Here is a 22406-nt window from a genome sequence, read left to right as displayed (position 1 = left end):
AGCCGGAGCGAGATGCAGGAACCGCTCCTGGCGGTGGGTTCTGCGCCTCGTTCCGGCTGCTCGGCCCGCTGGGCCGCCGTCAGTAGCGCTCGCGACCGCCGCGGTCGGTGAGGTTCCAGGCATCCTCGGACTCCTCGTCGTCCTCGTCGACCGTCGGCGTCATGTCTCCCGGCGTCCACCGGGCCGTGGGCATCACGGTCGTCTCGTCGTCGAACCGGTGCTCGCCGCGCTCGGCGACGATCGCGGCGGTGCGCTGCGGCGCCGCCTCCTGCTCGGGCTCCCCCGGTCCGTCGGCGTACCCGGCCGAGACCTCCGGGGGCTCGATGTCGACGGGCGGGGCGGCATACGGCTGGACGGGCTCGGCCACCTCGGCCACCTCGGGCAGGTCGTCGGCCGGCTCGTTGGGGTGCGGCACGTCCTCGCCGCGCAGCAGCGCGAGCGTCTGCTCGAGGTCGTCGGGGCGCACGAGGACGTCCCGGGCCTTGGAGCCCTCGCTCGGGCCGACGACGCCGCGCGACTCGAGCAGGTCCATGAGGCGCCCGGCCTTGGCGAACCCGACGCGCAGCTTGCGCTGGAGCATCGACGTCGAGCCGAACTGCGTCGTGACGACCAGCTCGGTGGCCTGCAGCAGCACGTCGAGGTCGTCGCCGATGTCGTCGTCGATCTGCTTCTTGGGCGCCGCGACCGTGACGTTCTCGACGTAGTTGGGCTTGAGCTGGGTCGTGACGAACTTGACGACCTCGTGGATCTCCGACTCGTTGACCCACGCGCCCTGCACACGCATCGGCTTGCTCGCGCCCATCGGCAGGAAGAGCGCGTCGCCCTGGCCGATGAGCTTCTCGGCGCCGGGCTGGTCGAGGACGACGCGGCTGTCGGCGAGCGAGGAGGTCGCGAACGCCATGCGCGAGGGCACGTTCGCCTTGATGAGACCGGTGACGACGTCGACCGACGGGCGCTGCGTGGCAAGGACGAGGTGGATGCCGGCGGCGCGGGCGAGCTGGGTGATGCGCACGACCGACTCCTCGACGTCGCGCGGGGCGACCATCATGAGGTCGGCGAGCTCGTCGACGACGACGAGGAGGTACGGGTACGTCGTCAGCTGCCGCTCGGAGCCGGGCAGCGGCTTGACCTTGCCGGCGCGCACCGCCTTGTTGAAGTCGTCGACGTGCTTGAACCCGAACGCCGCGAGGTCGTCGTAGCGCTGGTCCATCTCCTTGACGACCCAGGCGAGCGCCTCCGCGGCCTTCTTCGGGTTGGTGATGATCGGCGTGATGAGGTGCGGGATGCCTTCGTATGCCGTGAGCTCCACGCGCTTCGGGTCCACGAGGATGAGGCGCACCTCCTCGGGCGTGGCGCGCATGAGGATCGAGGTGATCATCGAGTTGACGAAGCTCGACTTTCCGGAGCCGGTCGCGCCGGCGACGAGCAGGTGCGGCATCTTCGCGAGGTTGGCGATGACGTAGGCGCCCTCGACGTCCTTGCCCACACCCATGACCATCGGGTGCTCGTTGCTGCGGGCGGTGTGGCTGCGCAGCACGTCGCCGAGCGCGACGTTCTCGCGGTCGGTGTTGGGGATCTCGATGCCGATGGCGGACTTGCCCGGGATGGGGCTGAGGATGCGCACGTCGGCCGAGGCCACCGCATACGCGATGTTCTTCGACAGGGCGGTGACGCGCTCGACCTTGGTGCCCGAACCGAGCTCGACCTCGTAGCGGGTGACCGTCGGCCCACGCGTGAAGCCGGTGACGGCCGCGTCGATGTCGAACTGGTCGAAGACGTTGGTCAGCGACTCGACGACGCGGTCGTTGGTCTCGCTGCGCGTCTTGTGGGGCGCGCCGGGCGTGAGCATGGCCTGGTCGGGCAGGCGGTAGGTGATGTCGCCGCCGAGGCTGAGCTGCTCCACGCGAGCGGGCAGCTCGGACATGGGCGGCGGGATGAGCTCGGCCTTGGGGCCGACCTTGCTCGTGTCGGGCGCGCCGAGGGTCTTCGGGTCGGTGGCGTCGATGACCTTCTCGCCCTTGCCGCCCGGACGCGGGACGACGAGGCCGGGAGGGGTCGGGCGCTTCTCGCCCGGGCGGGGACCGGCCGACTGGTCGTCCTCGAGCGCCTTCTGCGCGGCTTGGCGGAAGGCCTCGTCGCCGTCGCGGTCGGCAAGGTCGACCGGCTTGCGGCGGGCCCGCTTGACCGCGGCGGCGGGAGCGTCGTCGGGCTCCAGGTGGTCGTGGTCGTCGGCGTGACCGTCGTGGATGACGAGGGCGCGCAGCTGGCGCAGCCGGACGGGGATCATGGCGACCGGCGTGGCCGTGACGACGAGCAGCCCGAAGATCCCGAGCAGGATGAGCAGCACCAGCGCCCCGACCGGCGAGACGGCTGCGACCAGTGGGCTGGAGGCGAGGAAGCCGAGGATGCCGCCGGCGGCCCGCATGCCGTCGGCACCGTCGGGCGGGTTGGGGATGCCGTCGGCGAGGTGGGACAGGCCGCAGGCGGAGAAGGTGAGCGCGATCGTGCCGACCACGATGCGGTTGGTGGCCGCCTCGTCCTGAGGGGCGCGCAGCATGCGCAGGCCGAGCGCGAGGAGCACGAGTGGGACGGCGTAGGCGACGCGCCCGAAGGTGCCGGCGAAGACGGCGTGCACCACGTCGCCGAACGTGCCGGCGACGCCCCACCACTCGCGGGCGGCGACGATCACGGCGAGGGCGATGAGGGCGAAGCCGATCCCGTCACGGCGGTGCTCGGGCTCGAGATCGGCGGCGCTGTGGCCGACGCGGCGCACCGCGCCGCCGGCCAGGTGCGAGACGCCCATCCACGTGTTGCGCACGGCGCCGAGCGGGAAGGGCAGGCCCCCGCCGCGTGCCTTGGACGCTCCCTTGGCGGCCGGCTTGCGGGCTGCCGGCTTGCGCTGGGCCGGCCGGGTGGAACGAGCGGCCGGGGGGCGCGACGAGGCACCGCCGGACGACCCCTTGGCACGGGTGGCCGCGGCGGTGGTCGATCGCTGGCTGGTGGAGGGACGTGACGCCATGCTGGCACCGTACGTCAACGCACCGCTGAACTCACGTGTCACACGCGCACCACCCGCGTCCGGCTGCGACCGAACGCCGGGAGCACGTGGTGGCCGCTCCTACGCTGGAGGCGTGAGCGCGGGGCCGCCACCGACCGACGGACACGACGAGGGCCGGGCCCTCACGCCGTCCGGCGGCCCCGCCCTGCGTGCGCTGCTCGGCATCAGGCCCTTCCGCGCCCTCTTCGCCGCAGGCACGGTCTCGAGCTTCGGCGACTGGCTGGCCCTGCTCGCGACCACGGCCTTCGCCGCCGAGCTGGCGTCCGGTGGGGTCGCACAGTACCTCGCCGTGTCGGGGGTCTTCATCCTGCGCATCGCGCCCGCCGTCGTCCTCGGCCCCCTCGCCGGCGTCGTGGCCGACCGGCTGGACCGACGCCTCACGATGGTGACGGGCGACCTGCTGCGCTGCGCGCTCTTCGTCTCCATCCCGGTCGTCGGGACGCTGTGGTGGATGTACGTCTCCGTCGTGCTCGTCGAGTGCGTCTCGCTCTTCTGGAACCCCGCCAAGGACGCGACCGTGCCCAACCTCGTGCCGCCGGAGCGGCTCGAGCTGGCGAACCAGCTGGGTCTCGTGGGCAGCTACGGCACGGCGCCCGTCGCCGCGCTCGCCTTCTCGGGCCTGTCGCTGCTCGCCGCTCCCCTGCACTCCCTCCTGCCGGGTCTCGACGCCGAGGGGATCTTCCTCGCGATGTACGTCAACGGCGCGACGTTCCTGCTCAGCGCAGTGCTCGTCTGGCGGCTCACCTTCCCGGCCCGTGGGGAGCGGGAGACCCTCGCCGGCCAGTCGGTCGTGCGGATCATCACCGACGGCCTGCTCGTGGTGAAGGAGCGCCCGTTCGTGCGCGGCCTCGTCGGCGGCATGCTGGGGGCCTTCGCGGCGGGCGGCCTCGTGGTCGGCCTGGCGACGAGCTTCGTCGCCGACATGGGCGCCGGCGCCCCGGGCTACGGGATGCTGTTCGTCGCCGTCTTCACCGGCATGGCGGCCGGCATCGTCGGTGGCCCGCGGCTGCTCGCCGGGCTCTCCCGCCCCCGTGTCTTCGGCGCGGCCCTGACCAGCGCCGGGGTGCTCCTGCTCGTCCTCGCCCTCGTCCCGCTGCTGCTCGTCGCGCTCGTGCTCGCGACGGTGCTCGGGGCCGTCATCGGCGTCGCGTGGGTCGTCGGCTACACCCTGCTCGGGCTCACCGTCGAGGACGAGGTGCGTGGCCGCACCTTCGCCCTGGTCCAGTCCCTCAACCGCGTCGTCCTCGTGCTCGTCCTCGCGCTCGCCCCGCTCCTGGCCGCCGGGATCGAGTCGGCACTTCCCCTCCCCCGCACCGTGGACGTGGCGTCCCTGGCCCTGACCTACACGGGGGCGACGGCCGCCTACCTCCTCGCCGGTCTGGCGATGGGCGCAGCCGGCATCGCCGCCTGGCGGTCGATGAACGACAAGCCCGGGGTCACCGTCCTCGCCGAGCTGCGGGACGCCCGACGCGCGCGCCGTGCCCGCTGACCCCGGCCCGCTTGCTCCGTGCCACGCGCGGCGTCTCGGATGGCGACACGCGCAGCCCGTCTGGTGGACACGCGCTGGATCTCCCGCCTATGGTCCTGCGCAGGTCATGAGTGCCAGTGACAAGCCCCGGCTCGCTGGCCAGCAACCCTCCTCCGCGGTGGGGTGCTCCGGGTGACGACCAGGCCACCCTCGGTCCGTTCGCCTGATCGAGGTCGGCAAGCGCGGACCCGCACCGGGTGGGTCCCCTGACCCAGGAGCACTGACATGTCGGTCCTTCCCTCGCCCCACACACTCCCCTCGCCGGCCGGCCCCTCCGCGTCCCCGGCGGCCTCGCCGTGTGGCGGCTCTCCCGCACCGGCGGTCCGTACGCGTGCACTGCACGTCGTGCCCGAGGCGCGGTCGCTGCCTCCTGTCGTCGGCGCGGGACTGCGCGTGCCGACGCTCCGCGGCGAGACGGCATACGCGAACCTCGACCACGCGGCCTCCACGCCGGCGCTCGAGACGGTCAAGGCTGCCGTCGACCGCGCGCTGGAGACGTACTCGTCCGTCCACCGCGGCGCCGGCTTCGCGTCGCGCCTGACGAGCGCGTGGTACGAACAGGCGCGGGCCGAGGTCGCCGAGTTCGTCGGTGCCAGGGAGGGCGACTCGGTCGTCTTCACCCGCACGACGACCGACTCGTGGGCCGTGCTCGGCAAGGCGCTTCCGAGCCGCACCACGGTCTTCGTCTTCGGCAGCGAGCACCACTCCACCCTGCTGCCCTGGGGCCGGTTCCGCACCGTGCGGCTGCCGGTGCCACGGACGCTCGACGACGCGTACGCCCTTCTCGACGAGGCGCTGTCCGAGCACCCCTCGCGCCACCGCCTGGTCGTCATCACCGCGGCCTCCAACGTCACCGGCGAGGTCTGGCCCGTCGCGCGCTTCGCCGGCCTCGCCCACACCCACGGCGCCCGGATCGCCGTCGACGCCGCCCAGCTCTCCGCCCACCGCCGCATCGACCTCGCGGCGTGGGACGCGGACTACGTCGCCTTCTCCGGGCACAAGACGTATGCGCCCTACGGAGCCGGCGTGCTCGCGGGCCGCTCCGACTGGCTCGACGCCGGCACCCCCTACCTCTTCGGCGGTGGCGCGACCCGCTCGGTGAGCGAGGAGGGCACCACCTGGGCGACCGGCCCGGCCCGGCACGAGGGCGGCAGCCCGAACGTCATCGGTGCCATCGCGCTCGCGGCGGCCTGCGCGACGATCCGCCGCCACGCCGAGGCCATCGAGGACCACGAGACGCGCCTGCTCGACCGGCTGCGGTCCGGCCTGGCCGACGTGCCCGGGGTCGAGGTGCTCTCCATCTTCGGCGACGACAGCGACCGCGTCGGCGTCGTCGCCTTCACCGTCGACGGCTGGGACTCGGCCCTCGTGTCGCAGGTGCTCTCGGTCGAGCACGGCATCGGTGTGCGCGACGGCAAGTTCTGCGCCCACCTGCTCGTCGACGAGCTGCTCGAGGACCCGTGGGGTGAGCGGCCGGACACCGCCGTGCGGGCCAGCATCGGCCTCGGCACCACCGTCGAGGGCGTCGGCCGCCTCGTGTCGGCGGTGGCCGGACTGGTCGAGCACGGCACCGCGGCCACGTGGACCCGGACCGAGGCCGGCTGGGTCGTCGATGGGCCCGACCCGCGCGACGTCGAGGTCGAACGGCCCTGGTGAGTCCGGTCAGGCGCCCCGCGGGCTCTCGACCCCGGAGGCGTCAGCGGGCCGGCAGGGCGTAGCTCGCCCAGACCGCCGCATGGTCGGCGTGGTTGTACGCCACCTGCCCGGCGGCGACCACCGTCAGCCCGCGACTGAGCAGGTGGTCGAGCTGGACGTAGGCCGGCAACCGCTGACCGGCGAAGGGCCACGTGCGCACCCAGCCCTGGCCGTCGGCGCGCTGGGCGTCGTCGAGGCCGTCGGCGAGGTCGCGGAAGCCCGGGTGGCCGAATCCGGCGTTGAAGTCCCCCGCCAGGACGATCGGCTCACCACTCCCGGCCGCCTGCACCCACGTCTGCAGCGCCCGCAGGCCCGCGCGCCACTCGTCGGTGTCGCCCGGCAGCGGCGCCCTGGGGTGGGCCACCTTCAGCCGGACGGTGCCCCGCTTCGTCGCCACGTCGAGCTCGGGCTCGACACTGGGGGTGCGCTCGCGTGCGGGGTCGGCACCGAGGTCGCGCACCGTGACGGGGTAGCGCGAGAGCACCATCGTCCCCGTGAACGTGCCCGAGCGGGCCACACCCTCGCGCCGGCTGAAGTAGTCGCCCGCCCCTGCCTCGTCGAGGCGGCGCAGCATCGCCGGCGTCGCCTCCGTGAGGACCAGCACGTCGACCGAGTGGTAGCGGACGGCCTCCATGAGCTGGTCGGCGTTGGCCGAGCCGATCCACACGTTGGCCGCCATCACCGTCAGGTCGGCGTCGGACTTCGGCGAGGTCGTCGCCCGGAAGGCGGGGGCGGCCACCGTGGCCGCCACCGCGAGGACGGCGACGACGGGGATCAGCATCCACCACCTGCGCAGCAGGAGGGTGGCGACCACGAGCAGGCCGAGGCCCACGACGACGAAGGGACCGGTCGTCTGGAGGACGACGACGGGGTATGCCGTGGAGTCGACCCAGCGCAGCGAGCCGACCACGACGAGCCCGAGCAGGACGAGGCCGATGGCGAGGTCGAGCCAGCGGCGCCCGCCACGCCCCGAGCCACGGCGCCAACCGCCGCGCCGACCACCGCGCCGACCACCGCGCCGACCACCGCGCCGACCGCCGCGCTGGTCGACGGGCAGGGACTTCCCGGCGCCGTCGGCGTCCTCGCCCGTCACCTCAGGCCTGCAGCACGACCGGGATGATCATCGGCCGGCGGCGGATCTTGCCCCCGACCCAGGAGCCGACGGCCCGCCGGATGACCTGCTGCAGCTGCTGGTCGTCGCGGACGCCGTTGGCCACGGCCTCCTCGACGGCGCGCTCCACCTTGGGGATGACCTGCTGGAAGATCTCCTCGTTCTCGACGAAACCGCGGGCCGTGATCTCGGGACCGCTCGCGATCTTGCCGGTCGCAGCGTCGAGCACGACGACGCACGTGATGAAACCCTCGTCGCGCAGGATGCGGCGGTCCTTCAGGAGCGCCTCGTCGGCGCCCCCGACGCTGCTGCCGTCGACGTACACGTAGCCGCAGTCCACGACCCCGCTGATCGCGGCCTGCCCGTCGACGAGGTCGACGACGACGCCGTCCTCGGCGAGCACGACGTTGTCCGCCGGGACTCCGGAGGCGATGGCGAGCTGGGCGTTGGCATACATGTGGCGCCACTCGCCGTGCACGGGCAGCACGTTGCGCGGCTTGACGATGTTGTAGCAGTAGAGCAGCTCGCCGGCGCTGGCGTGGCCCGAGACGTGCACCTTGGCGTTGCCCTTGTGCACGACGTTGGCGCCGAGGCGCATGAGGCCGTTGATGATGCGGTAGACGGCGTTCTCGTTGCCGGGGATGAGGCTGCTGGCGAGCAGGACGGTGTCGCCGGGGCCGACGTTGATGCGGTGCTCGCGGTTGGCCATCCGGGACAGGGCCGCCATCGGCTCGCCCTGGGACCCGGTGCAGATGAGGACGACCTCGTCGTCGCGCAGGTCGTCGAGCTTCTTGATGTCGACCAGGATGCCGTCGGGCACCTTGAGGTAGCCGAGCTCGGCGGCGATGCCCATGTTGCGCATCATCGACCGTCCCACCATGGCGACCTTCCGGCCGGCCTTCTCGGCGGCGTCGAGCACCTGCTGGACGCGGTGCACGTGGCTGCTGAAGCAGGCGACGATGATGCGCCGCTCGGCGTGCCGGAACACCTTGTCGATGGCGGGGGCGATCTCGAGCTCGGGGGTGGTGAAGCCCGGGACGTCGGCGTTGGTGGAGTCGGTCAGGAAGAGGTCGACGCCCTCCTCCCCCAGCCGCGCGAAGGCCCGCAGGTCGGTGAGCCGGCCGTCGAGGGGCAGCTGGTCCATCTTGAAGTCGCCGGTGTGCAGCAGGGTGCCGGCCTCGGTGCGCACGAAGACGGCGAGCGCGTCGGGGATCGAGTGGTTGACGGCCACGAACTCGAGGTCGAAGACGCCGAGCCGCTCGCGCTGCCCCTCCCTGACCGCCATGGAGTACGGGCGGATGCGGTGCTCCTTGAGCTTGGCCTCGACGAGAGCCAGCGTGAGCGTCGAGCCGATGATCGGGATGTCGCCCTTGAGCTTGAGCAGGTAGGGGACGGCGCCGATGTGGTCCTCGTGGCCGTGGGTCAGCACGATCGCCTCGATGTCGTCGAGGCGGTCACGGATGTAGCTGAAGTCCGGCAGGATCAGGTCGACGCCCGGGTGGTGGTCCTCGGGGAAGAGGACGCCGCAGTCGATGACGAGCAGGCGGCCCTTCGTCTCGAGGACGGCCATGTTGCGTCCGACCTCGCCCAGCCCACCGAGCGCGACGACCCGCAGGCCGTTGTCGGGAAGTGCAGGGGGCGTGGTCAGCTCGGGGTGGGGATGGCTCACAGGTGTCCTGTCGTTCGGTGGTGCTGCCGGGCCTGTCGGAGGCTCCGGTCAGAGGTGGTGGGGACGGTCATCCGACCGCAGAGATGCCGGCGCGCACGAGGGCGGTCTGCTCCTCGTCGGCGGGCACGAGCGGCAGCCGGACCGTGGGCGAGTCGATGAGGCCCTGCGCGGCGAGGCCGGCCTTGGCCATGATGGCGCCCTGGGTGACGTTCATGACGGCGTCCACGAGCGGCGCCAGGCGGCGGTGCACGGCGCGGGCGTCGTCCCAGCGGCCCGCGACGACGGCGTCGGCCATCTCGCGGTATGCCGTGGGCGCGACCTGCGAGGTGACGCCGACGAAGCCGACCGCGCCGTTGCCGAAGTGGGCGAGGTTCATCCCGTCGTCGCCGGAGTACCAGTCGAGGCCGGTCTCCTGCATGAGTCTGCTGGCGAACCACAGGTCGCCGCGGGCATCCTTGACGGCGGTGATGCGCTCGTGCTCGGCGATGCGCAGGTAGGTCTCGCGGGCGATGGCGATGCCCGAGCGGCCGGGGATGTCGTAGACCATGACGGGCAGGTCGCTGGCGTCGGCGAGTGCCGTGAAGTGTGCGACGAGACCGGCCTGCGGCGGCTTGTTGTAGTACGGGGTGACGGCGAGGACGGCGTGGGCGCCCGCCTTCTGCGCCAGGGCCACCGACTCGACGCTCTTGGCGGTGTCGTTGCTGCCGGCGCCGGCGATGACGACGCACCGGTCGCCGACCGCCTCCAGGACGGCGCGCAGGAGCGCGTCCTTCTCGTCGGCCGAGGTGGTGGGCGACTCGCCGGTGGTGCCGGAGACGACGAGCCCGTCGTGCCCGGCGTCGACGAGGTGGGTTGCGACCCGCTGGGCGGCGTCGAGGTCGACGGAACCGTCGGGGCGCATGGGCGTCACCATCGCCGAGAGGACACGTCCGAGGGCGGGTGCGTCAGCCATGGGCCCAAGGTTAGCGCCCGTCGCGGGGGGCACGGCCCCCCGCCCACGCCGACCAGCCGGTGCCGGAGCGCCGGGCCGGCCCGCCGCACCAGGCCCGGACATGCGAACGAGGCACTACCCGCTCGGGGGTCCGGGTAGTGCCTCGTCGCCTCCTACATCGCGGCTGCCCGACGGGCGTTACATCCCCTTCCGGGGTTTTTTCCGGGGCCTCGAGGTCGCGTGGGTTCAGGAGCGCCGCTCATAGGTGACCCAGGCGAAGCCGGGTCGTGGCTCGCGGGCGGTCTCGACCCACTCCTGCGGGTCGATCGGGGGGAAGGTGACCGAGCCCTCCGGCGACTGGTCGACCTCCGTCACGAGGAGGCGCGCGGCATACGGCATGGCCTGGCGGTAGATCTCTCCCCCGCCGACGACGAAGACCTGCTCGTCCCCCGCGACCATGGCCAGCGCGTCCGGCAGGGAGTGCGCGACCTCGACGCCGGGCGCACCCCAGTCGTGCTGGCGCGTGATGACGATGCTCCGGCGGCCGGGCAGGGCACCCATCGAGTCGAAGGTGCGCCGGCCCATCACCATCGGGTGGCCCATCGTGGTGCGCTTGAAGAACCTGAGGTCCTCGGACAGGTGCCACGGCATCGTGTGCCCGTCGCCGATGACCCCGTTGCGTGCGACGGCGACGATCATCGCGACGTTGGGCAGCGGCGCGGGCGGCTCACTCATGGCGCCAAGGCTCCCAGACGTCGGCCTCAGACGGCGATGGGGGCCTTGATGCCGGGCTCGGCGACGTAGTCGAGCAGCTCGAAGTCGTCGAGGTCGAAGTCGTCGATCGCCTTCTTCGCGGGGTTGATCCGCATGGTCGGCAGCGGGTGCGGCGTGCGGGTCAGCTGCAGCCGCGCCTGGTCGAGGTGGTTGAGGTAGAGGTGCGCGTCGCCGAGGGTGTGCACGAACTCGCCCGGCTCGAGGTCGGTGAGCTGGGCGACCATCTGGGTCAGCAGGGCGTAGCTGGCGATGTTGAACGGCACCCCGAGGAAGATGTCGGCGCTGCGCTGGTAGAGCTGGCAGGACAGGCGGCGACGACCGTCGGGCCCGGGCGGCGAGACGTAGAACTGGAACATCGTGTGGCACGGCGGCAGCGCCATGTCGTCGACGTCGGCGACGTTCCAGGCCGAGACGATGAGCCGGCGGCTGTCGGGGTTGGTGCGGATCTGCTCGATGACCCTGGCGATCTGGTCGACCCGCCGGCCGTCGGGCGTGGGCCAGGAGCGCCACTGGTAGCCGTAGATCGGGCCGAGGTCGCCCGTGACGGGGTCGGCCCACTCGTCCCAGATGGAGATGCCGCGCTCCTGGAGCCAGCGCACGTTGGTGTCACCGCGCAGGAACCAGAGCAGCTCGCCGATGATCGAGCGCAGGTGCAGCCTCTTGGTCGTCAGGGCCGGGAAGCCGTCGGCGAGGTCGAAGCGCATCTGGTGCCCGAAGACGCTGAGCGTGCCCGTGCCGGTCCGGTCGGACTTCTCCTGACCGTTGGTCAGGACGTGGTCGAGGAGGTCGAGGTACTGCCGCACGGTCGCAGCCTAGCCCGCGGGTGCGACAGCCCGGCCGTGCGCTCAGCGCGCCACGCCCAGCGCGCCGTCGAGGAAGGCGCCCACCCGTCGGCTCCACTGCTCCGGCGCGGCGGCCAGGGCGCCGGTGTGCCCGCCGGGAGCGAGCCACACCGTGACCGAGGACGGTGACCCTGCTGCGATGAAGCGGGCGGCCGCGACCTCGTCGGCGGACCCGGCCGAGGCCACGAGCAGGAGGGGACGTGGTGCCGCGGCGGCCGCGGACGCCCGGAGGGTGGGCGGTGGGCCTGCCGGTGTGAGCAGGTCGGTGGCGCCGTAGGTGAGGCGGTCGAGCAGCTGCTGGAGCCACCCGCGCACACCCAGCTCCTCGGTGAGCCACGCCTTGTCGTCCGTGACCCGGTTGGTCGCGCCCTCAGCGACGGCCGCCCTGACGCGAGTGTCGCTGCCGAGGGCGCCGATGGCCTCCTCGCCGCCCATCGACAGCCCCACGAGGCCGATGCGGCCCCGGCTGACGTCGGAGCGGGTGGCGAGCACGTCGACCGCTGCCCGCAGGTCCAGATCGCCGTACCAGCCGAACTCCATCGGCCGGCCCGCACTGCCGCCATGGCCACGGGCGTCGAGCAGCAGCACTCCGAAGCCCTGCCTGGAGAGGGCTGCTGCGTGCGCGAGCAGGTCGGACCTCGTCGACCCGGAGCCGTGGCAGAGCACGACGGCAGCGCCGTTCGTGGACGGGACGTACCACCCGGCGAGCCGCACCCCGTCGGCCGTCCGCGCCGTCACGTCCTCGTAGCGCAGTCCCACGCTCGCCGGGGTCCGGTCACCGAGCGGTGCGTGCGGGCCGAGCGTGGCGGCCACCGCCTGGCCGAGAGTCAGCCCGGCCACCGCGACGAGGACGACGGCGACGGGCCCTACGAGCAGCCTCGAAGCGAGGCGGCGGGTCCGCCAGGCCGAACGCACGCCGAGGCCGATCAGCACGAGCCCGACGACGGCCAGGAGCACCGCCAGCACGGAGCTCACGCTGAGGCCCTCCGCGGGCACGTGTGGAGCGAGGCCCAGACCGACGGCGAGGCAGGTCGCACCGACGACGAGCAGGACGAAGGCGAGAAGGGAGCTGGCCGGCAGGCCGCGGCGGCTCGAGCTCTGCGTGCCCTGCCCGCCGGTCATGCTCAGGCGTCGTAATCGAGGCTGACCGCGTCGGTCACCGGATGGCTCTGGCAGGCCAGCACGACCCCGGCCGCGACCTCCTCGGGCTCGAGGGCGTAGTTGCGGTCCATCCGGACCTCGCCCGCCACGACCCGGGCCCGGCAGGTGCCGCACACGCCGCCGGTGCACGAGTACGGCGCGTCGGGCCGGGCCCGCAGCGTCGCGTCGAGGATCGTCTCCTCCTTGCTCGGCATGGGGATGACCGTGGTGCGCCCGTCGAGGTTGATCGTGACGGTCGCCTCGGGCGGCGCACCGACGTCGACGACGACGACCTTGCGCTTCGGCTCGGTGCCGTCGTCGACGTGGAAGATCTCGTGGTGGATGTGCCGGGGGTCTACGCCCTGCTCCGTGAGCAGCGCCTCCGCACCGGTCACCATCCCGAAGGGCCCGCAGAGGTACCACTCGTCCACCGACCCGACCGGCACGAGCGACCCGAAGATGGCCGAGAGCCGCTCGCGGTCGAGGCGGCCGTGGAAGAGCTCGACGTCCTGCGCCTCGCGGGAGAGCACGTTGACGAGGTGGAAGCGACCCGGGAAGCGGTTCTTGAGGTCCTCGAGCTCCTCGAGGAACATGATGGAGCTCGTGCGGCGGTTGCCGAAGAGCAGCGTCGCCCGCGAGCCCGGCTCCTCCTCGAGCGCGGAGGTGAGCAGCGAGAGCACCGGCGTGATGCCCGACCCCGCTGCGATGGCGACGTGATGGCGTATGCCGTCCGGCCGGGTCGCGCACGTGAAGGACCCCTGCGGGGTCATGACGTCGACGACGTCGCCCACCGTCACGACGTCGTTGAGCCAGGTCGACATGCGCCCCTCCGGCACCCGGGCCGCGGCGACGCGCAGCCGGCGCCCGGTGGGGTCGGCGCGACGGGACTGGCAGATCGAGTAGGACTGGCGCACGTCCTCGCCGCCGATCGTGGCCCGCAGCGTCAGGTGCTGCCCGGGCTCGAAGGCGAACTCGTCGACAAGGTCCTCGGGCACCTCGAACGTGACGGCGACGGCCTCGTCGGTGAGCCGCTCGACGGAGGCGACGGTGAGCGGGTGGAAGCGCGCCCGGTGACGCGCGCCGGGCGCGCCGGTCGCGCCGGACGTGCCGGTCGCGCCGGCAGGGACCGCGGTCGTGGTGTCGGTCATTCAGATGGCCTTGAACTCGTCGAAGGGCTCGAGGCAGGCGTTGCAGCGGCGCAGGGCCTTGCACGCGGTCGAGCCGAAGTGGCTGATCTCGGTGGTGTCGGCGGACCCGCAGTGCGGGCAGGTCACGACGTGGCGGCTGATGCCGACCGGCACGGGTCCACGCGACTCCCCTTGTCCCACGGCGCCCGGAGGCGCGATCCCGAAGCGGCGCAGCGCTTCCCGTCCGTCGTCCGTCATCCAGTCCGTGGTCCAGGCGGGCGACAGCTGGGTGCGGATCTCGGCGGCATACCCCTGCAGGTCCGCCTCGAAGGCGATGCGCGAGGCGATGGCCTCCATGGCCGGGCAGCCGCTGTAGGTGGGCGTGATGGTGACGGCAACCGTGTGCGCCTGCTCGTCGACCTCGACCGACCGGAGGATGCCGAGGTCGGCGATGCTGACGACGGGGACCTCCGGGTCCGGGATGCGCGAGATGGCCTGTGCGACAGCGGAGTCGACTGCCATCGCGCTCACCACGTGGCGCCGGGGTAAGAGCGCGCGATGTGCTGCAGCTCGGCGAGGAGATAGCCCATGGGCCGGGAGTGGATGCCGGCCCGCCCACCGCGGGACCGCCACTTCGACGACTCCGGCAGGCTCAGCGTGGCCTGCATGACGACGCGCGAGACCTGCTCGACGACCCCGTCGCGCAGGCTCGAGGGCAGCACGCCGACCCCCAGGTCTGCTGCGACCACCGAGGCCTCGTCGTCGTCGAACAGCTCGGCCAGGTATGGCTGCACGCGCTCGAGCGCCGCCTGCATGCGCCGGTGCGACTCCTCGGTGCCGTCGCCGAGGCGCACGACCCACAGCGAGGCGTGGTCGAGGTGGTAGCGCACCTCCTTCAGTGCCTTGCCCGCGACGCCCGCCACGACCGCGTCGGTCGAGCGACCCAGCGCCGTCTGCAGCTGCACCTGGTAGGCCGAGAACCACAGCAGCCTGGCCATCTCGTCGGCGAAGTCGCCGCGCTCCTGCTCGACGAGGTGGACGTTGCGCCAGTCCCGTTCGCCCCGCTGCATCGCGAAGTCGTCCTCCCCGCGCCCGGTCCCGTCGATCGCGCCGATGTGGGGGTACAGGGCGCGGGCCTGGCCGAGGAGGTCGAGCGCGATGTTGCCGAGCGCCATGTCCTCCTCGATCTGCGGGGCGTTGGTCATCCACTCGGCGAGGCGCTGGGCGTAGACGAGCACGTCGTCGGCGAGACCGACGAGGTAGGCGGCATACGGCTGCGTGGGGCTCGCCGCGGCGGCGGGAGCGTCGCTCAGCTGGTCGGTCAGGTGGTCGCTCACAGGTACTCGACATCCTCGGGCACGTCGTAGAAGGTCGGGTGCCGGTAGATCTTGTCGGCGGCCGGGTCGAAGAACGAGTCCTTCTCGGCGGGACTGCTCGCGGTGATGTCGTCGGCCTTGACCACCCAGATCGACACGCCCTCCTGGCGGCGGGTGTAGAGGTCACGGGCGTTGCGCAGCGCGAGCTCCGCGTCCGGGGCGTGCAGCGAGCCGACGTGCACGTGCGACAGGCCCCGCTTGCCGCGCACGAAGACCTCCCACAGGGGCCAGCTCTTCTCGGTCGCGCTCCCGGTGGCGTCGGTCACGCGGCACTCTCCCTGCCGGTCGCGGTGACGGTCGACGCGTGCTTGGCGGCGTACGCGTTGGCGGCCTCGCGCACCCAGGCGCCGTCCTCGTGGGCGCGGCGGCGGTGCGCGATGCGCTCGGCGTTGCAGGCGCCGTCGCCGCGCAGGACCCGCCAGAACTCGTCCCAGTCGATCTCGCCGAAGTCGTAGTGCCCGCGCTCCTCGTTCCAGCGCAGCTCGGGGTCGGGCAGCACGATGCCGAGCTTGTCGGCCTGCGGCACCATCATGTCGACGAACTTCTGGCGCAGGTCGTCGTTGCTGAAGCGCTTGATGCCCCAGGCCATCGACTGCTCGGTGTGGCCGCCCTTGGCGGCCTCCCCCGTGTCGGGCGGCCCGAACATCGCCAGCGCGGGCCACCACCAGCGGTCGGCGGCGTCCTGGGCCATGGCCTGCTGCTCGGGGGTGCCCCGCATCAGCGTCCAGAGGATCTCGAAGCCCTGCCGCTGGTGGAAGGACTCCTCCTTGCAGACGCGGATCATCGCGCGGGCGTACGGGCCGTAGGAGCAGCGGCACAGCGGCACCTGGTTCATGATCGCCGCGCCGTCGACGAGCCAGCCGATGGCGCCGCAGTCGGCCCACGTCAGCGTCGGGTAGTTGAAGATCGAGGAGTACTTCTGCCGGCCGTCGTGCAGGCGGTCGAGCAGCTCGGCGCGGTCGACCCCGAGGGTCTCGGCGGCGGAGTAGAGGTAGAGCCCGTGGCCGGCCTCGTCCTGCACCTTGGCGATGAGGATGGCCTTGCGCCGCAGCGACGGGGCCCGGGTGATCCAGTTGCCCTCGGGCTGCATGCCGATGATCTCGGAGTGCGCGTGCTGGGCGATCTGCCGGATCAGCGTCTCGCGGTACTTCTCCGGCATCGCGTCGCGCGGCTCGATGCGCTGGTCCGCCGCGATGAGGGCGTCGAAGTCCTCGCCGACCGCGTCACGCTGGTCGTCGTGCGCCGCGGCCGCGTCGTACGCGTCGGTCTCGGCCGCGTTCAGCGGTTGCGTCGGGTCGATGACGTCGTTGCCATACATGAGTCCAGTATGCGAGATGGTGCCGGGGGCGTCCAAAGCCGGGGGTGGGCCGATGGGCGGGAGCCGTCCTCGCCGCCTGAGAGGATGCCGGGGTGGCCCACGACGAGCAGACGCCCCACCAGCACGATCACGACCACCCGCATGAGCATGCGCATGAGCACGAGCAGGCGCGCGGACCGGTCGCCGATGCGTCGGTCCGGGTCGCCCGCGCCTCCGACGCCCCCGCGGTCGGGCTCGTGCAGGCCGTCGTCTTCCGTGAGGCGTATGCCGGCGTGCTCGCCCCCGAGGTCATCGCCTCCTTCGAGCCGCGGCCGTTCGCGAACGCCTGGCGGGCCACGCTCGAGGGCGAACACGCCGGCGACGGTGTCCTGCTCGTGGCGTGCGCGGGCGAGCAGGTCGTCGGTTTCGCCGCGGTCGGCGCCTCCGACGACGCGGACACCGACGCCGCCACGGCCGAGCTCATCGTCCTGGCCGTCCACCCTGACGCGCGCCGCCAGGGGCACGGTTCGCGCCTGCTGCACGCAGTGGTCGACACCGCGCGGGGACGGGGCCGGTCCGAACTGGCCGCGTGGGTGCTCGCGACGGACGACACGACGCGCGGCTTCCTGACCTCCGCGGGCATGGTGGCCGACGGCGCGCGCCGCGAGCGCGTCGTCGCGGAGGACGGGCGCACCGCCACCGAGGTGCGCCTGTCGGCCCTCCTCGCCGACGCCGGCGAGACAGCCGACGCCCCCGTAACAGCCGGCGCGGCGAACACACCCGACACGGCCGACGCGGCACCGGCTGCCGCCTCGGACGGGGGCCCGGAGCCGAGGTGACCGCAGCCGCAGCCCCGGGGGCGCGGCGAGCGGTCGTGCGCCAGAGCCTGTCGGTCGGCGTCGCCACCGGTGCCTACGGCATCAGCTTCGGCGCCCTGGCCGTCGCGGCCGGGCTCAGCACGTGGCAGGCGATGGTCCTGTCGCTGCTGATGTTCACCGGCGGCTCGCAGTTCGCCTTCGTCGGCATCATCGCGAACGGCCTCGGCGCGGCTCCGGCGGCGATCGCCGCCTCCTCGATGCTCGGCATCCGCAACGGCCTCTACGCGCTCGAGCTCACCCACCTGCTCGGCGTGCGGGGCGCCGGGAGGGTGGCTGCCGCCCACCTGACCATCGACGAGTCGACGGCCGTGGCGGTGGCACAGGGCGAGGAGCGCACCTCGCGCCTCGGCTTCTGGCTCACCGGCCTGACGGTCTTCGTCCTGTGGAACCTCACGACGCTCGCCGGCGCCCTGATCGGCAACCTCATCGGTGACCCGCGCACCTACGGGCTCGACGCGGCGGCGTGCGCCGCGTTCACGGCGCTGCTCTGGCCCCGGCTGCGCAGCAGGGACGCGGTCGCGATCGCCGTGGTGGGGGCCGTCGTGGCGGTGGTGCTCTCCCCGACGATGCCACCCGGCATACCCGTCGTGGCTGCGGCCGGGGCGTGCCTCCTCGCCTGGCGCAGCCCGAAGGAGGTGCAGCGGTGAGCCTGTGGGTCGCCATCCTCCTCGCCGCGGCGATCGCCTTCGGCACCTAACTCGCCGGCCACCTCGTGCCCGCTCACCTGCTGGAGCGGCCGCGGGTGCGCCGGCTCACCGGCGCCCTGCCGATCGCGCTGCTCGCGGCGCTCGTGGCGACGCAGGCCTTCACCGGCCCGGGCGGTGCGTTCGTCCTCGACGCTCGGGCGGTCGCGGTGGCCGTCGCGGTCGTGGCGCTGCTCCTGCGGGCGCCGTTCCTCGTGGTGGTCGTGCTCGGTGCCGCCACGGCCGCCGTCCTGCGCGCGCTGGGCTGGGCCTGAGCCACAGCCCTCCTCAGGCGTGAGCGTCGCAGACGGGCTGGAGCGGACGCCCCGGCAGGTCCTCGCGGTTGTGCATCCGGCTCGTCGGCGCGTCACAGACGTGGCACGTCGCCAAGTGCACGGCCTCGTCGCTGAAGGCGACGCTCATCCGCTCGTCGAAGACGTGGAGCCGGCCCTCCCACAGCCCCCCGTCGCCGCGCTGCTCGCCGTAGCGCACGATGCCGCCGTCGAGCTGGTAGACCTCCTCGAACCCGCGCGAGCGCATGAGGCTCGTCAGGACCTCGCAGCGGATGCCGCCGGTGCAGTAGGTCACGACGGGCCGGCCCTTGAGCTCGTCCCAGCGCCCCGAGTCGAGCTCGCGCACGAAGTCGCTCGTGTGCCGGACGTCGGGCACGACCGCCCCGCGGAACCGGCCCACCTGCGCCTCGACGGCATTGCGTCCGTCGAGGAGCACGACCTCGTCGCCGCGCTCGGCCACGAGGCGGTCGAGCTCGTCGGGCGTCAGGCGGGTGCCTCCGCCGACGACGCCCGCCTCGTCGACCACGACCTCGTCGGGCACCCCGAACGAGACGATCTCCTCGCGCACCTTGACGACGAGACGCGGGAAGTCGAGGCTGCGGCCCTCGGCGTCCAGACCCGTCCCGTCGCTCCACTTCACGTCGAGGCCACGGAACGGCGCGTACTCCCGCGTCTTGCGGACGTACGTCTTGAGCACCGTCACGTCGCCCCCGACGGTCGCGTTGATCCCGTGACGGGACAGCAGGATCCGGCCGCGAAGTCCGAGCCCCTCGCACAGGTCGCGCTGCCACAGCCGCAGCGCGTCGGGGTCGGCGATTGGTCGGAAGGCGTAGAAGAGGACGACCTTGGGGATGGCCACGTCAGGGTTCTCCGGCGGAGGGCGGCGGGGGTCAGGCCAGGCCGAGGTAGTGCTCAAGACCGACCGTGACGCCGGGATGGTCGGCGACGGCACGGACCGCCGCGAGGACTCCCGGCATGAAGCTGCCGCGGTCGAACGAGTCGTGGCGCAGCGTCAGCATCTCGCCGGCGTTGCCGAGCAGCACCTCCTGGTGGGCAGTGAGCCCGCGCAGACGAACGGAGTGCACCGGTATGCCGTCGACGCGGGCTCCGCGGGCACCGTCGGGGTCGTGCGTCGTCGCGTCGGGCACCGCGTCGCAGCCGGCCTCGTCGCGGGCCCGGCCGATCATCGCCGCCGTGCGGGCCGCCGTGCCCGAGGGCGCGTCGACCTTGCCGGGGTGGTGCAGCTCGATGACCTCGACGGACTCGAAGAAAGGAGCGGCCTTGGCGGCGAAGGACATCATGAGCAGGGCGCCGACGGCGAAGTTGGGTGCGATGAGCACCCCCACCGCTCCACCGGTCACCGCTGCAGGCGCGTCGGCCACCTGGGCCCGCAAGGTCTCGAGCCGCGCCTCGTCCCACCCGGTGGTGCCCACGACCACGTGGACGCCGCGGGCGACGCAGTGCGCCACGTTGCCCGGTGACGCGGCCGGGACGGTGAGCTCCACCGCGACGTCGGCGCCACCGAGGTCGCCGAGGTCGTCACCGGAGCCGTGGGCAGCCACGAGCGAGAGCCCGTGCGCTGCCTCGACCGCCCGCACCGCCTCGGATCCCATCCGGCCGTGCGCGCCGATGACGGCGACCTTGAGCTCACGGGCGGGCCGGGCTGTCGTCTCAGTCACCGGCCCAGCCTAACGAGGGCTCCGGACTCCCCCGACCCTCGTCCTGCTGGGCGGCGTGGCCACGGCGTGGTCCCAGCCGAAGTACAGATCTGGCGGGAATGATGACCGCGTGTCCGAAGAGAACCCCGTTGTCGGTCGACGAGCAGTCATCGGCGGAGGCCTGGCCTCCGCCGTCGGGCTCGGGATCGCCGCCTGCTCGCCGAGCAGCCCCGAATCGCAAGGCTCCTCGCGAGGCGCCGCCCCGACGCAGCCTTCGACGTCGCCGACCGCGGGGGCGCCGACCCCCGGAGGTGGCGCCGCGACGTCGCCCGGCGGGTCGCCGCCCGCGTCCGGGACTCCCGCTGCGGTGCCGGCGATCCTGCGCACCCCGGGACCGGACGTGCGGCGAGGCCCCACCTCGGTACCTGCCGTGGCGCTCACCTTCCACGGGGCGGGCGACCCGTCGCTCACGCACCGCGCGCTCCAGATCCTGCGCGACCACGGGGCACACGTCACGGTCTTCGCCGTGGGCACGTGGCTCGCGCAGCACCCCGAGCTCGGCCGGGCCATCGTCGCCGCCGGTCACGACCTCGGCAACCACACGTGGTCGCACCAGACGATGCCCCGGCTCTCGGCCTCGGCCGCGGCGTCCGAGATCGACAAGGGCGCCAAGGCCGTCGCCGCCATCGACGGGTCCTCCCCCTACCTCTTCCGCCCCTCCGGCACCCCCACCTCGACCCCGACGATCCGTGCGGCTGCGCGGGCCAGCGGCTATGCGCGGTGCATCTCCTACGACGTCGACCCCTCGGACTACCTGGACCCAGGGGCTGCTGCGGTCTCCTCCCGGACCCTCGCCGGCGTCCAGGCCGGCTCGATCGTCAGCCTGCACCTCGGTCACGCCGGGACCGTCGACGCCCTGCCGACCATCCTGCGAGGTCTCGCATCTCGGTCCCTCGAGGCTGTTGCGATGACTAGGTTGGTGGCATGAATCGGGTCAAACCGCACCGCTTTGTGGCTTTCGTCGGGGGCGCCACCTGCCTGCTCTCCCTCGTGCTGGCCGGGTGCACGAGCCCGCAGACGAGTGCGGAGACCCAGACCTCCGTCAACCGGACCGCCGGCACCTCGAGCCCGAGCACCACCACGCCGGCGGCGCGGGCGACGACGGCGAGCCCGACCACCGGCACCGGCGGCACCGCCGCGCCCTACGCCCAGACCGGGGCGGGCGAGCTCACCGGGGCTGCCCTGCACGCCAAGCGGCTGGTCTACGTGCCCAACCAGGTGGCCGGCACGCTGCAGATCATCGACCCCGCCACCCGACGGGTCATCAAGCGGGTGCGCGTCCCCAGCTCGCCCGAGCACGTCGTGCCCAACTGGGACATGACTCGCCTGTGGGTCAACTCCGACAAGGGCGACGCCCTCACGCCGATCGACCCGGCCACGGGTGCGGTGGGCACGCCCATCCCGGTGCGTGACCCCTACAACCTCTACTTCACACCCGACGGCAGGTACGCGCTCGTGATGGCCTCCCGGTTCCGGGCCATCGACGTGCGTGACGCGCACACGATGAAGCTGGTGCGGTCCCTGCCGGTCCCCGCGTGCGCCGGCGTCAACCACGCGGACTTCACCGCCGACCTCAAGACGTTCGTCGCCAGCTGCGAGTTCAGCGGACGCCTGCTCGTCGTCGACGCCGCCGCCACCCGTGTCGAGAAGGTGCTCGACCTCAACCAGGTCAAGACCCCCGGCGCCACCCCGCCGAACAGCCCCATGGGCGGCCCGCGCAACGAGCTCGCCCGGGGCGCGACGGCCATGCCCCAGGACGTGCGCCTCAGCCCCGACGCCAAGTGGTTCATGGTCGCCGACATGCTGCGCAACGGTGTCTGGTTCATCGACGCCAAGACGTTCGGCATCGACCACTTCGTCCACACCGACATGGGGGCCCACGGCATCTACCCCTCCCGGGACGCGCGACGCATCTTCGTGTCCAACCGGGACGCCGGGACGATCAGTGTCTTCGACGCCGCGACCGACCGACCCGTGGCGATGTGGAAGCTCCCCGGTCACGCGACACCCGACATGGGTGGCGTGACCGCCGACGGGAGCCAGCTGTGGCTGAGCGGCCGCTACAGCTCCGAGGTCTACGTCATCGACACGCGGGACGGCCACCTCATCTCGCGGATCCCCACCGACGCGAGCCCGCACGGCCTGCTCGTCTGGCCGCAGCCTGGCCGCTTCTCCCTCGGGCACACGGGCAACATGCGCTGACCACGAGGCTGACCACGAGCCGGCGACGACGGCATACTGCCCATGACGTCCGCCGCAGACAGCGGAGCGGCCCGCCACCCCTCA

General features: G+C 72.8%; 21 protein-coding genes and 1 riboswitch. Of the genes, 7 read left to right on the top strand and 14 right to left on the bottom strand.

From position 1 onward, the window contains the following. Positions 1 to 79 precede the first annotated feature (79 nt). Positions 80 to 3019 carry an FtsK/SpoIIIE family DNA translocase gene (locus ABD241_RS03930; protein ID WP_344058626.1) on the bottom strand — a complete coding sequence of 980 codons (2940 nt, stop codon included), beginning with the start codon at positions 3017 to 3019 and terminating at the stop codon, positions 80 to 82. Between the two features lie 112 nt (positions 3020 to 3131). Between ABD241_RS03930 and ABD241_RS03925 the strand changes: the two genes are divergently transcribed. Both ABD241_RS03925 and ABD241_RS03920 read left to right on the top strand, forming a co-directional pair. Continuing rightward, positions 3132 to 4547, top strand: coding sequence for an MFS transporter (locus ABD241_RS03925; RefSeq protein WP_344058624.1), 1416 nt, complete (start codon positions 3132 to 3134; stop codon positions 4545 to 4547). A gap of 102 nt (positions 4548 to 4649) precedes the next feature. Then, positions 4650 to 4775, top strand: a riboswitch (SAM riboswitch). Positions 4776 to 4931: 156 nt separating this feature from the next. Next, a complete protein-coding gene (locus ABD241_RS03920) occupies positions 4932 to 6242 on the top strand; it encodes an aminotransferase class V-fold PLP-dependent enzyme (RefSeq protein ID WP_344058622.1) in 1311 nt (436 codons plus the stop codon). A gap of 40 nt (positions 6243 to 6282) precedes the next feature. Here the strand turns inward: ABD241_RS03920 and ABD241_RS03915 are convergent, their stop codons facing one another. The 11 genes from ABD241_RS03915 to paaA form a co-directional block, all read right to left on the bottom strand. Next, on the bottom strand, positions 6283 to 7374 hold the full coding sequence (locus ABD241_RS03915; protein WP_344058619.1) for an endonuclease/exonuclease/phosphatase family protein: 1092 nt from the start codon (positions 7372 to 7374) through the stop codon (positions 6283 to 6285). Position 7375: 1 nt separating this feature from the next. Further along, a complete protein-coding gene (locus ABD241_RS03910) occupies positions 7376 to 9061 on the bottom strand; it encodes a ribonuclease J (protein WP_344058617.1) in 1686 nt (561 codons plus the stop codon). A 67-nt stretch (positions 9062 to 9128) separates the two neighbouring features. Continuing rightward, entirely contained in the window at positions 9129 to 10013 is an 885-nt protein-coding gene (gene dapA / locus ABD241_RS03905; protein WP_344058615.1) for a 4-hydroxy-tetrahydrodipicolinate synthase, read from the bottom strand. Positions 10014 to 10238: 225 nt separating this feature from the next. Then, the gene (locus ABD241_RS03900) at positions 10239 to 10727 is read right to left on the bottom strand and encodes a dihydrofolate reductase (protein WP_344058613.1); all 489 of its coding nucleotides are present in this window, start codon (positions 10725 to 10727) and stop codon (positions 10239 to 10241) included. 26 nt (positions 10728 to 10753) lie between these two features. Beyond that, positions 10754 to 11569: a thymidylate synthase gene (locus ABD241_RS03895; RefSeq protein WP_344058611.1), complete on the bottom strand. Its 816-nt coding sequence runs from the start codon at positions 11567 to 11569 to the stop codon at positions 10754 to 10756. 42 nt (positions 11570 to 11611) lie between these two features. Beyond that, a complete protein-coding gene (locus ABD241_RS03890) occupies positions 11612 to 12730 on the bottom strand; it encodes an alpha/beta hydrolase (protein ID WP_344058609.1) in 1119 nt (372 codons plus the stop codon). Between the two features lie 2 nt (positions 12731 to 12732). Further along, complete coding sequence (gene paaE / locus ABD241_RS03885) at positions 12733 to 13896, bottom strand: 1,2-phenylacetyl-CoA epoxidase subunit PaaE (RefSeq protein ID WP_344058607.1); 1164 nt, start codon at positions 13894 to 13896, stop codon at positions 12733 to 12735. Then, positions 13897 to 14397 carry a 1,2-phenylacetyl-CoA epoxidase subunit PaaD gene (paaD, locus tag ABD241_RS03880; RefSeq protein ID WP_344058605.1) on the bottom strand — a complete coding sequence of 167 codons (501 nt, stop codon included), beginning with the start codon at positions 14395 to 14397 and terminating at the stop codon, positions 13897 to 13899. Between the two features lie 5 nt (positions 14398 to 14402). Then, entirely contained in the window at positions 14403 to 15212 is an 810-nt protein-coding gene (gene paaC / locus ABD241_RS03875) for a 1,2-phenylacetyl-CoA epoxidase subunit PaaC (protein ID WP_344058602.1), read from the bottom strand. Next, positions 15209 to 15517, bottom strand: a complete 309-nt coding sequence (gene paaB / locus ABD241_RS03870; RefSeq protein ID WP_142222262.1) for a 1,2-phenylacetyl-CoA epoxidase subunit PaaB — start codon at positions 15515 to 15517, stop codon at positions 15209 to 15211. The genes paaC and paaB overlap by 4 nt, the downstream gene beginning before the upstream one ends. Beyond that, complete coding sequence (gene paaA / locus ABD241_RS03865) at positions 15514 to 16569, bottom strand: 1,2-phenylacetyl-CoA epoxidase subunit PaaA (protein ID WP_344058597.1); 1056 nt, start codon at positions 16567 to 16569, stop codon at positions 15514 to 15516. Before paaA ends, paaB begins: the two co-directional genes overlap by 4 nt. A 92-nt stretch (positions 16570 to 16661) precedes the next feature. On the opposite strand from paaA, the gene ABD241_RS03860 reads away from it, so the two are divergent. From ABD241_RS03860 to ABD241_RS03850, 3 genes are all read left to right on the top strand, one after another. After that, positions 16662 to 17387, top strand: a complete 726-nt coding sequence (locus ABD241_RS03860; protein ID WP_344058595.1) for a GNAT family N-acetyltransferase — start codon at positions 16662 to 16664, stop codon at positions 17385 to 17387. After that, positions 17384 to 18073, top strand: coding sequence for an AzlC family ABC transporter permease (locus tag ABD241_RS03855; RefSeq protein WP_344058593.1), 690 nt, complete (start codon positions 17384 to 17386; stop codon positions 18071 to 18073). Before ABD241_RS03860 ends, ABD241_RS03855 begins: the two co-directional genes overlap by 4 nt. Positions 18074 to 18138: 65 nt before the next feature. Continuing rightward, positions 18139 to 18384 (top strand): AzlD domain-containing protein, encoded by a 246-nt coding sequence (locus ABD241_RS03850; RefSeq protein WP_344058591.1) that lies wholly within the window; start codon positions 18139 to 18141, stop codon positions 18382 to 18384. A 13-nt stretch (positions 18385 to 18397) separates the two neighbouring features. Here the strand turns inward: ABD241_RS03850 and trhO are convergent, their stop codons facing one another. Together trhO and dapB are read right to left on the bottom strand one after the other, a co-directional pair. Continuing rightward, entirely contained in the window at positions 18398 to 19261 is an 864-nt protein-coding gene (gene trhO, locus ABD241_RS03845) for an oxygen-dependent tRNA uridine(34) hydroxylase TrhO (RefSeq protein ID WP_344058589.1), read from the bottom strand. A gap of 31 nt (positions 19262 to 19292) precedes the next feature. Then, positions 19293 to 20081 carry a 4-hydroxy-tetrahydrodipicolinate reductase gene (dapB, locus tag ABD241_RS03840; RefSeq protein ID WP_344058586.1) on the bottom strand — a complete coding sequence of 263 codons (789 nt, stop codon included), beginning with the start codon at positions 20079 to 20081 and terminating at the stop codon, positions 19293 to 19295. A gap of 346 nt (positions 20082 to 20427) precedes the next feature. On the opposite strand from dapB, the gene ABD241_RS03835 reads away from it, so the two are divergent. Together ABD241_RS03835 and ABD241_RS03830 are read left to right on the top strand one after the other, a co-directional pair. Then, the gene (locus tag ABD241_RS03835; RefSeq protein ID WP_344059516.1) at positions 20428 to 21048 is read left to right on the top strand and encodes a polysaccharide deacetylase family protein; all 621 of its coding nucleotides are present in this window, start codon (positions 20428 to 20430) and stop codon (positions 21046 to 21048) included. Next, entirely contained in the window at positions 21045 to 22322 is a 1278-nt protein-coding gene (locus ABD241_RS03830) for a YncE family protein (RefSeq protein ID WP_344058584.1), read from the top strand. Before ABD241_RS03835 ends, ABD241_RS03830 begins: the two co-directional genes overlap by 4 nt. The last annotated feature ends 84 nt before the right edge of the window (positions 22323 to 22406 follow it).

This window comes from Terrabacter lapilli (assembly GCF_039531305.1).
GTDB classification, from domain to species: domain Bacteria; phylum Actinomycetota; class Actinomycetes; order Actinomycetales; family Dermatophilaceae; genus Terrabacter; species Terrabacter lapilli.
This window is presented reverse-complemented; position numbering and strand designations above follow the sequence as displayed.

What these genes read in the sequence shown, in the direction of transcription:
- ABD241_RS03930 (WP_344058626.1), bottom strand. Translation starts at nt 3,019, where the DNA reads ATGGCGTCACGTCCCTCCACCAGCCAGCGATCGACCACCGCCGCGGCC.
- dapA (WP_344058615.1), bottom strand. Translation starts at nt 10,013, where the DNA reads ATGGCTGACGCACCCGCCCTCGGACGTGTCCTCTCGGCGATGGTGACG.
- ABD241_RS03900 (WP_344058613.1), bottom strand. Translation starts at nt 10,727, where the DNA reads ATGAGTGAGCCGCCCGCGCCGCTGCCCAACGTCGCGATGATCGTCGCC.
- ABD241_RS03890 (WP_344058609.1), bottom strand. Translation starts at nt 12,730, where the DNA reads ATGACCGGCGGGCAGGGCACGCAGAGCTCGAGCCGCCGCGGCCTGCCG.
- paaE (WP_344058607.1), bottom strand. Translation starts at nt 13,896, where the DNA reads ATGACCGACACCACGACCGCGGTCCCTGCCGGCGCGACCGGCACGTCC.
- paaD (WP_344058605.1), bottom strand. Translation starts at nt 14,397, where the DNA reads ATGGCAGTCGACTCCGCTGTCGCACAGGCCATCTCGCGCATCCCGGAC.
- paaA (WP_344058597.1), bottom strand. Translation starts at nt 16,569, where the DNA reads ATGTATGGCAACGACGTCATCGACCCGACGCAACCGCTGAACGCGGCC.
- ABD241_RS03830 (WP_344058584.1), top strand. Translation starts at nt 21,045, where the DNA reads ATGAATCGGGTCAAACCGCACCGCTTTGTGGCTTTCGTCGGGGGCGCC.